Origin of the sequence: Thermus sp., from assembly GCF_040290245.1 — a bacterium.
Lineage (GTDB): Bacteria > Deinococcota > Deinococci > Deinococcales > Thermaceae > Thermus_A.
In genome coordinates this window covers 1-7,433 of record NZ_PSMQ01000073.1, presented here as the reverse complement: position 1 = coordinate 7,433, position 7,433 = coordinate 1, and the positions used below count along the sequence as shown (strand labels likewise).

General features: G+C 64.2%; 12 protein-coding genes and 4 tRNA genes. 10 read left to right on the top strand and 6 right to left on the bottom strand.

All coding sequences use genetic code 11. The features are described from left to right. Window positions 1–161, bottom strand: a 161-nt coding sequence (locus C4301_RS08805; protein ID WP_352414714.1) for a laccase domain-containing protein, incomplete at its 3' end; no start/stop codon positions are given. A 71-nt stretch (window positions 162–232) separates the two neighbouring features. Between C4301_RS08805 and C4301_RS08800 the strand changes: the two genes are divergently transcribed. Next, on the top strand, window positions 233–637 hold the full coding sequence (locus C4301_RS08800; RefSeq protein ID WP_352414713.1) for a DUF4395 domain-containing protein: 405 nt from the start codon (window positions 233–235) through the stop codon (window positions 635–637). On the opposite strand, the gene ribH is transcribed toward C4301_RS08800, so the two are convergent. Continuing rightward, window positions 624–1,109 (bottom strand): 6,7-dimethyl-8-ribityllumazine synthase, encoded by a 486-nt coding sequence (gene ribH / locus C4301_RS08795; RefSeq protein WP_352414712.1) that lies wholly within the window; start codon window positions 1,107–1,109, stop codon window positions 624–626. The genes C4301_RS08800 and ribH overlap by 14 nt on opposite strands. Window positions 1,110–1,129: 20 nt before the next feature. Here ribH and crcB point away from each other — a divergent pair, with 20 nt between their 5' ends. The 4 genes from crcB to C4301_RS08775 are packed head-to-tail and all read left to right on the top strand — an operon-like array spanning window position 1,130 to window position 2,753. Next, complete coding sequence (gene crcB / locus C4301_RS08790; protein ID WP_352414711.1) at window positions 1,130–1,492, top strand: fluoride efflux transporter CrcB; 363 nt, start codon at window positions 1,130–1,132, stop codon at window positions 1,490–1,492. 2 nt (window positions 1,493–1,494) lie between these two features. Beyond that, the gene (locus C4301_RS08785; RefSeq protein ID WP_352414710.1) at window positions 1,495–1,836 is read left to right on the top strand and encodes a DUF190 domain-containing protein; all 342 of its coding nucleotides are present in this window, start codon (window positions 1,495–1,497) and stop codon (window positions 1,834–1,836) included. A gap of 39 nt (window positions 1,837–1,875) precedes the next feature. Next, entirely contained in the window at window positions 1,876–2,481 is a 606-nt protein-coding gene (locus C4301_RS08780) for a sulfite oxidase-like oxidoreductase (protein ID WP_352414709.1), read from the top strand. A 5-nt stretch (window positions 2,482–2,486) separates the two neighbouring features. Beyond that, window positions 2,487–2,753 (top strand): hypothetical protein, encoded by a 267-nt coding sequence (locus tag C4301_RS08775; RefSeq protein WP_352414708.1) that lies wholly within the window; start codon window positions 2,487–2,489, stop codon window positions 2,751–2,753. Here the strand turns inward: C4301_RS08775 and C4301_RS08770 are convergent. The 3 genes from C4301_RS08770 to C4301_RS08760 all read right to left on the bottom strand — a co-directional run bounded on the left by C4301_RS08770 (window position 2,729) and on the right by C4301_RS08760 (window position 4,788). Continuing rightward, window positions 2,729–3,532 (bottom strand): histidinol-phosphatase HisJ family protein, encoded by an 804-nt coding sequence (locus C4301_RS08770; protein ID WP_352414707.1) that lies wholly within the window; start codon window positions 3,530–3,532, stop codon window positions 2,729–2,731. The two genes, C4301_RS08775 and C4301_RS08770, sit on opposite strands and share 25 nt — an antisense overlap. Further along, a complete protein-coding gene (locus C4301_RS08765; protein WP_352414706.1) occupies window positions 3,532–4,110 on the bottom strand; it encodes a hypothetical protein in 579 nt (192 codons plus the stop codon). The genes C4301_RS08770 and C4301_RS08765 overlap by 1 nt, the downstream gene beginning before the upstream one ends. 87 nt (window positions 4,111–4,197) lie before the next feature. Next, window positions 4,198–4,788 (bottom strand): nicotinamidase, encoded by a 591-nt coding sequence (locus C4301_RS08760; RefSeq protein WP_352414705.1) that lies wholly within the window; start codon window positions 4,786–4,788, stop codon window positions 4,198–4,200. A 54-nt stretch (window positions 4,789–4,842) separates the two neighbouring features. Here C4301_RS08760 and metF point away from each other — a divergent pair, with 54 nt between their 5' ends. After that, entirely contained in the window at window positions 4,843–5,760 is a 918-nt protein-coding gene (gene metF / locus C4301_RS08755; protein ID WP_352414704.1) for a methylenetetrahydrofolate reductase [NAD(P)H], read from the top strand. Here the strand turns inward: metF and C4301_RS08750 are convergent. After that, window positions 5,708–7,000: an MBL fold metallo-hydrolase gene (locus tag C4301_RS08750; RefSeq protein WP_352414703.1), complete on the bottom strand. Its 1,293-nt coding sequence runs from the start codon at window positions 6,998–7,000 to the stop codon at window positions 5,708–5,710. The genes metF and C4301_RS08750 overlap by 53 nt on opposite strands. A gap of 72 nt (window positions 7,001–7,072) precedes the next feature. Between C4301_RS08750 and C4301_RS08745 the strand changes: the two genes are divergently transcribed. The 4 genes from C4301_RS08745 (at window position 7,073) to C4301_RS08730 (ending at window position 7,426) form a co-directional block, all read left to right on the top strand. Beyond that, window positions 7,073–7,148, top strand: a tRNA-Thr gene (locus C4301_RS08745). Between the two features lie 12 nt (window positions 7,149–7,160). Continuing rightward, a tRNA-Tyr gene (locus tag C4301_RS08740) sits at window positions 7,161–7,246 on the top strand. Between the two features lie 25 nt (window positions 7,247–7,271). After that, window positions 7,272–7,347: transfer RNA gene (locus tag C4301_RS08735), tRNA-Gly, on the top strand. 3 nt (window positions 7,348–7,350) lie between these two features. After that, window positions 7,351–7,426 (top strand) — tRNA-Thr (locus tag C4301_RS08730). The last annotated feature ends 7 nt before the right edge of the window (window positions 7,427–7,433 follow it).

Genomic DNA, 7,433 nt, shown 5'->3' with positions numbered 1-7,433 from the left:
AAGAGGTCCAAAACCCGCCTCTGGTTCTCCGCGACCTTTTCGGGGTCATCCCCGGTGGCCGCGGAGAGGTTTAGGGTGGCGAAAGGCCCCTCCGAGACCCCCCCGAGCCTCGTGGTGAAGCCGTGGGGGGTGGGAAGGGGGGTGGTGAGGAGAGGGGTCATGGGTGTATTCTGCCATGGAGACTGTGAGCCATACCCCTAAGCTTCATGGGCTCATGTGTATGATGGTCGGTATGCGGACGGACCGGAACCAGCTCCGCTTCAACCAGGCCCTCTTGGTTTTCCTGTTGCCCCTCGCGGTTTTTTGGGATCTGCCCTGGCTTGTCTTCCTCCTCTTCCTTCTCATGGCGAGCCAGCACACCCCCTTGGACCTCCTGGTGGCCTTGAAGCGGTTCCTCAGGCTGCCCCCCGCTCTCGCCGAGGAGGACCCCAGGCCCCACCGCTTTGCCCGTAGCCTGGGGGCGGCCTTTTTGGGCCTGAGTGCCCTCTTCCTTGTCCTGGGGCTTAAGGGGGTGGGCTACGCCCTCGCCCTCCTTGTGGCCTTGCTTGCCCTGGTCAACCTGGCCTTTGGCTTCTGCCTCGGCTGCTTTCTCTACCTTCACCTCCGCTATGCCCGCCATCTTCTCACGGGGCGCTGAGGGTCTCGATCGCCTCCAGGAGCTTCACCATCTCAATCGCGGTGAAGACCGCCTCCGCTCCCTTGTTTCCGGCCTTACCCCCAGCCCTTTCCTGGGCCTCCTCCGGGGTGTTGGTGGTGAGGACCCCAAAGACGATGGGCTTGCCCGTCTGGAGCATGGCCCCCATGAGGCCGCTCGCCGCCTGGGCGGCCACGTACTCAAAATGAGGGGTCTCCCCCCGGACCACGGCCCCCAGGGCCACCACCGCGTTGACCTCCGGTCTTTCCGCGAGCTTCTTGGCCACCAGGGGGAGCTCAAACGATCCGGGTACCCAGGCCACCAGGACCTCCTGGGGATCCCCCCCCAGGCGGGCATAGGCCTCGAGGGCCCCTTCTAGAAGGAGCTTGGTCACCCGTTCGTTGAACCGGCCCACCGCGATGGCGAGCCGGACGCCCTTGGCGGTAAGGATAGGGGAAAGGGTCTTGGGCCGCATAGCCTCACTATACTTTTCCTATGGAGCGGTATTTCCTGGTGGCCCTGGGGGGAGCCTTGGGTGCGGCGCTCCGGTACGGTCTAGGGGCCTGGCTTCAGGGTCTCAGCGCGGTCTTTCCCTACAGCACCCTGTTCATCAACGTCTCCGGAAGCTTTTTCATCGGCCTTGTCCTCCGGCTTTCCCTCGAGGGGTCCCTCTCCGGTGAGGCCCGGCTTTTCCTGGCCATGGGGGTCCTCGGGGGGTATACCACCTTCTCCACGTTCAGCTATGAACTCCTCACCCTCGTACAGGGAGGGGAGTGGAGCAAGGCCTTTTTGTATGCCTCTTTGAGCCTGGTCCTGGGGTTTTTGGCCGTATGGCTTGGGTACCTCTTAGGGGGTTGAGCATGAAGCTTTCGGGTGAGGCCAAGCTCCTGCGCATCTTCATCGGGGAGTCGGATAGGTGGAAGGGAAGGCCCCTTTACGAGGCCATCGTCCTCGAGGCCAAGGCCCGGGGCCTGGCCGGGGCCACGGTCTTTAAGGGGTTTATGGGCTTTGGAGCCCACTCCCGCATCCACACCGCCAAGATCCTCCAGCTTTCCGAGGACCTGCCGGTGATGATCGAGATCGTGGACAGCGCAGAGAAGATCGAGGCCTTCCTGCCGGTTTTGGACGAGATGGTGCAGGAGGGGCTTCTGACCTTGGAGAAGGTGGAGGTCATCCGCTACCAGGCCCGGAAAGGGGAGTAGGCCACCTTCCGGTTGGGGAAAACGCCTTATGCTGAAAGTATGGACCGTGTCCCGCCGGGCCAGTTCGTCACCGAGCGCTTCCCCATCCTCACCTATGGGGAGGAGCCCCGCCTTTCCCCAGAGGAGTGGAGGTTTGAGCTAAAGGGCCTGGTGGAAAGGCCCCTTTCCCTCACCTACCAAGACCTCCTGGCCCTTCCCCAGGTGGAGCTCGTCCGGGACTTCCACTGCGTGACCCGGTGGAGCCGTCTGGACGTGGCCTGGCGGGGGGTGCGGGTGAAGGATCTACTGGAGCAGGCGGGGCCCAAGCCCGAGGCGGTGGCCGCCTTGGTCCACTCCTACGGGGGCTACACCACCAATCTGCTTCTGGAGGACCTCCTTCACGAGGACGTGATCCTCGCCCACTCCCTTTTGGGGAAACCCCTTCCCCGGGAGCGAGGTGGGCCGGTGCGCCTTTTGGTCCCCCACCTCTACGCCTGGAAAAGCGCCAAATGGGTCCGGGCCATCGAGCTTTTGGACCACCTCGAGCTGGGCTTTTGGGAGAGGCATGGGTACCACTGGCGGGGCGACCCCTGGCAGGAGGAGCGCTTCCAGGAGGGGCCGATCCCAGCCGCCCGTATCCGTTTTCAGGCGCTTAAAAGGGGGTGAGCCCAATGCGCCTCGAGGAAGCCAGGCTCCAGGTAGACGAGGCCCTTAGGGCCTATCGGGACTGCGTGGCCCGGGAGGAGGAGGAGTATGGTCCGGAGTACGAGCGGGTGACGTACATGGAGTACGAGTCCCCCGCCCCTGACCCGTGTGCGGGGGCCTTCAGCCGGCTTCTGGAGGCGGTCCGGGCTTACGAAAAAGCTGGAGGAAACCGGGAGGAGCTAAACCTCTCTGAGGCCCGCGAGAGGGTCTACGAGGCCCTGGACAAGGGGTAGGCGATGGGCCGGCCCCCCTGGAAGTAGAAGGCCTCCCGGTAACCGGCTTCCAGGAGAAGGCGGATGGCTTCCTCAAAGGCGTATCCGACCTCGAGGGGGTGGTGGGCGTCCGAGCCCAGGACCACTGGGATATCCAGAGCCCTGGCCTCCTTGAGAAGGAGGGGGGAGGGGTAGATCTCGTTTACCGGTTTTCTTAAGCCTGCGGTGTTCACGTCCAAAAAGAGCCCCTCCTCACGGATGACCTTAAGCGCAGGGTAGGCGAGCTCCAAAAGGGCCTCCTCAGGGAGGCGGTGGCCGAACTTCTTGGGGAGGTCCAGGTGTCCGATGGCGTGGAAGAGGCCCGTGTTCGCCGCGGCCTCCACCAGGCGGAAGTACTCCCGATAGACCTCCTTGAGCTCCCGCCAGGCGAACTCTTCCTGATAGGCCGGGTGGTCGAAGGGCCAGGCCCCCAGGTAGTGGACGCTTCCGATGACGTAGTCGAAGGGGTACTGGCGGAGGAGGTGGGCCACGAAGCCCTCCGTCCCAGGATGGAAGTCGGCCTCTAGGCCGATTCCCACATACATATCGGGGGTTTTCTCCCTGAGGTGTTCCAGGGCAAGGAGGTAAAAGGGCAAAGCGGAGAGGGGCATTCGGCTTTCCGGATCGTACCAGGCGGGCATGGGGCTGTGGTCCGTAAAGACGAGTCCCTCGAGCCCTTGCTTCCGGGCCTGGAACAGGTACTCCTCCGGAGCTCCCTCCGCATGCCGACAAAGGGGAGTGTGGACGTGGCTGTCCACCATTAGTCCAGTATAACCCGCACGACCCGCCCCTCCCAGGCCTCCACCCGGGCGGGCTGGCCCAAAAGCTCCGCTGCCTTCAGGGAGAGGCCGGGGTCCTCTTGGGGTGCGCCCGCCTCCTGGACCAGGACCAAGTCCAGGGTCGGAAACAGCCTGGGCCAGCGCTCCAAGACCTCCTCCACCCGGTACCGGCTGGCGTAGAGCCGTTTCAGGGCGAACAGGGCCTCCTGCGGGGTCCTGGCTTGGGCAAAGGGGCTTCTGCCTGAGTCCCGCACCAAAAAAGGCCCTTGCCAACCTTTAAGCGAGCCCAGAAAGGCCTCTGCCCGCTCGGGCAGGAGGTAGCTTTCCCGCACCAGGCTTTCCGCCCGTTCCGCCGCGTAGAAGAGGCGTTCCTCGTCTATGCGGGCCCCAAAGACCCCTTGGAAGAGAAGGCCGATCTGCTCCTGAAGGTTGGCCAGGCGCAAAAACTCCTCCTCCAGGGCCACCGCCACGGTGGGGGCCACCGGGAGGCCTGCCCGGAGGAGGCGTTTGAGAAGCCCCGCTTCCCCCTGCTCCGGGGCCTTGTCCAAGGGGTGGATCATGGCTTTAAGCCCCAGCCGGAGCCCCGATTGCCCCCGAACCCTTCCCCCGGGGCTGGAAGCCCCTCTGGACCCCCGCCGGGGGCAGCCTCAAACAAACCGCACCCCATCCGCGGTGGTCACCGTCCCTTGGTAGAGGAAGGTGACCTGCCGGAGGGCGGCCTGAAGATCAAAGGGCGTGAGGGCGCTGGTGGCGTCCTCGGGCAGGACGACATTGTACCAGCGCAGAGCCGCCGAGCCTGCGGTGTGGAGGACGCAGATGTTGGCCACCGTTCCCGTCACCACCAGGTGCTTTACCCCAAAAAGATGGAGGTAGTGGTCCAAGGGGGTGCCGTAAAAGGCGTCGTAGCGGACTTTCTGGATGACGAGCTCCCCCTTTTGGGGCTTCAGCTCCTCCACGATCTCCGCCCCCCAGGTTCCCGCTACCGCGTGCACGGGCCAGATGCGGAACTCCGGGTCGTCCTCCCGGTGCCAGTCCTGGGTGAAGATCACCCTGGCCCCCCGGGTCCTGGCCTCCTCCAAAAGCCTCCGGATGATGGGAATGGTCTTGGGGGCGTCCGGCACAAACAGGGCTCCCTCAGGGTGGGCGAAGTCGTTTTGCATATCCACCACGACGAGGGCGGTCTCCCTTGCGGGAAGCTCCACCTTGCTCTCCTTGGGAATCTCGGGCAGTTCGAGCATAGTTTTAGTATAGGCCGGTTGACAGGGGGGTAGGGTGGGTCTACACTTCTGGGCATGAAAATACGGGACCTCCTTTCCGCACACCAGGGTCCCCTGTTTTCCTTTGAGTTTTTCCCCCCCAGGACGCCTGAGGGGGAGGAGGCGCTCTTCAGGACCATCGCCGAGCTCAAGGCCTTCCGTCCCGCCTTCGTCTCCATCACCTACGGGGCCGGGGGAGGCACGCGGGAAAAGACGGTGGACTGGGCGGTGCGCATCCGGGCAATGGGCCTCACCCCCCTGGCCCACCTGACGGTGGTGGGCAGCAGCCGGCAGAACCTCGAGGCCCTGCTTCAGACCCTTTTGGAGAGACAAATTGAAAACGTCCTGGCCCTCCGGGGTGACCCCCCGCAGGGGGCTTCCCGCTTCACCCCTCATCCGGGGGGGTTCCGCTACGCCAGCGAGTTTGTGGCCTTCATCCGGGAGCGCTTTGGGACGGCCTTCAGCCTGGGAGGTGCGGCTTACCCGGAGGGGCATCCGGAGAGCGGGAGCCTAGAGGCCGACCTCCGGCACTTCAAGGCCAAGGTGGAGGCGGGCTTGGACTTCGCCATCACCCAGCTTTTTTTTAACAACGCTCATTACTTTGGTTTCCTCGAGCGGGCCAGAAGGGCCGGTATAGGGATCCCCATCCTTCCAGGCCTCATGCCGATCACCAGCTACCCGCAGCTCCGTCGCTTCACCGAGATCTGCGGCGCAAGCATCCCTGGCCCCCTTCTTTCCCGGCTGGAAAGACACCAAGACGATCCCAAGGCCATCTTAGAGATCGGCGTGGAACACGCCACAAGGCAGGCGGAGGAGCTTTTAAAGGCGGGGGTGGTGGGGATCCACTTCTACACCTTGAACAAAAGCCCCGCCACCCGGATGGTCCTGGAACGGCTGGGCTTCAGACCCCTTCCCCCTGGCCCCAGTTCCCCAGGCCCGCCTCCTGCTTCCTAAGGGCGAGGAGCCGGGAAAGCTCGAGGAGCTTTTCTTCCTCCCCGTGCACCAAAAGGACGCGGGACTGGTCCTGAAGCCAGTCTAAGAGCTCGTCCTGGCCCGCGTGGCCGGAAAACCCGCCCAGGGTGTGGACCTCTGCCCGGACCTCGAGGACCTCCCCAAGGATGCGGACCGGCTCTTTGCGGATGATCCTTTCCCCCAGCCCACCCCGGGGCTGATAGCCCACGAAGACCACCGCGTTTCTGGGGTCGGAGAGCCCGTGCTTGAGGTGGTGGAGAATCCGGCCCCCGGAGAGCATCCCGCTCCCTGCCAGGATCACCATGGGCCCCTCCGCGCGGTTCAGCTTCTTGGACTCCTCCACGCTTTCCACGTGGTAAAGCCCCCGGGGCTCAAAGGGGTTTTCTCCCTGGTGGAAGTAGGCCTGGACCTCAGGGCTGAAATAGGGAAGAAGCCTGGGGTAAAGGGCTGAGACCCGGTTCGCCATGGGGGAGTCCAGATAGACGGGGGCCCGGGGCAGGCGGGTCTGGTTCTCAAAAAGGTGGAAGAGGACCTCCTGCGCCCGCTCCACCGCAAAGGAGGGGATGTAGACCTTCCCGCCCCGGCTTAGGGTCTGGTCCAGGATCCCCAAAAACTCCTCCACCGTGGCCCGAAAGGGGCGGTGGGGCCTATCCCCATAGGTCCCCTCCGAGAGGACCAGATCGGCTTGGGGCGGGGGTTCGGGATCGGGGAGGACGACCTTTTCCCGGTTGCCCAAATCCCCGCTATAGACGAACCGCCTCCCCTCCCCTTCGGCTACGATGAAGGCGCTCCCTGGGAGGTGACCTGCGACTTGCAACCGGAGCTCCAGACCCTTGATCCGAAGCGCCTCTTGGTACTCCAAAGGCCTTAGGTGGGCGTAGAGCCGCTCCAGGTCCCGGGCCTCAAAAAAAGGTTCCTCCATGAGTTTAAGCGCGTCCTCTAGGATGATCTCCATAAGGAGGATCGTGGCCTGGGTGGCGTAGACGGGCCCCTGGTACCCCTCCCGGAAGAGCTTGGGTAGGCGGCCCACATGGTCCAGGTGGGCATGGCTGACCAGAACCGCGTCCAGTCCCTTGGGGTCAAACCCAAAGGCCTCGAGGTTCCGCTCTTCCTCGGCGCCCTGGTACATCCCACAGTCCAAAAGCACCCGTGCCCCACCCCCCTCGAGGAGGTGGCAGCTTCCGGTCACGGTCCGGCTTGCCCCGTAAGGCGTGATGCGCATGGGTTTATCTTGACACGCGCCTCCTTCTTGTGTTAGCCTAAACCCTCGGACGAGGTTCCACTCCTTCGTCCCGCCACCCTAGCTCAACCGGCAGAGCACCCGACTTGTAATCGGGGGGTTGGGGGTTCAACTCCCCTGGGTGGCTCCAAAACGAGGGCATGGGCAGGTGCCCGAGCGGCCAAAGGGGACGGTCTGTAAAACCGTTGGCGCACGCCTACGCTGGTTCGAATCCAGCCCTGCCCACCAAAAGGTGTGCGGACGCACACCCCGTGCGGGAGTAGCTCAGTTGGTAGAGCATCGGCTTCCCAAGCCGAGGGTCGCGGGTTCGAGTCCCGTCTCCCGCTCCACGAGCTCGCGTAGCTCAGCAGGTAGAGCACACCCTTGGTAAGGGTGAGGTCGCCGGTTCGAGCCCGGCCGCGAGCTCCATATTTTT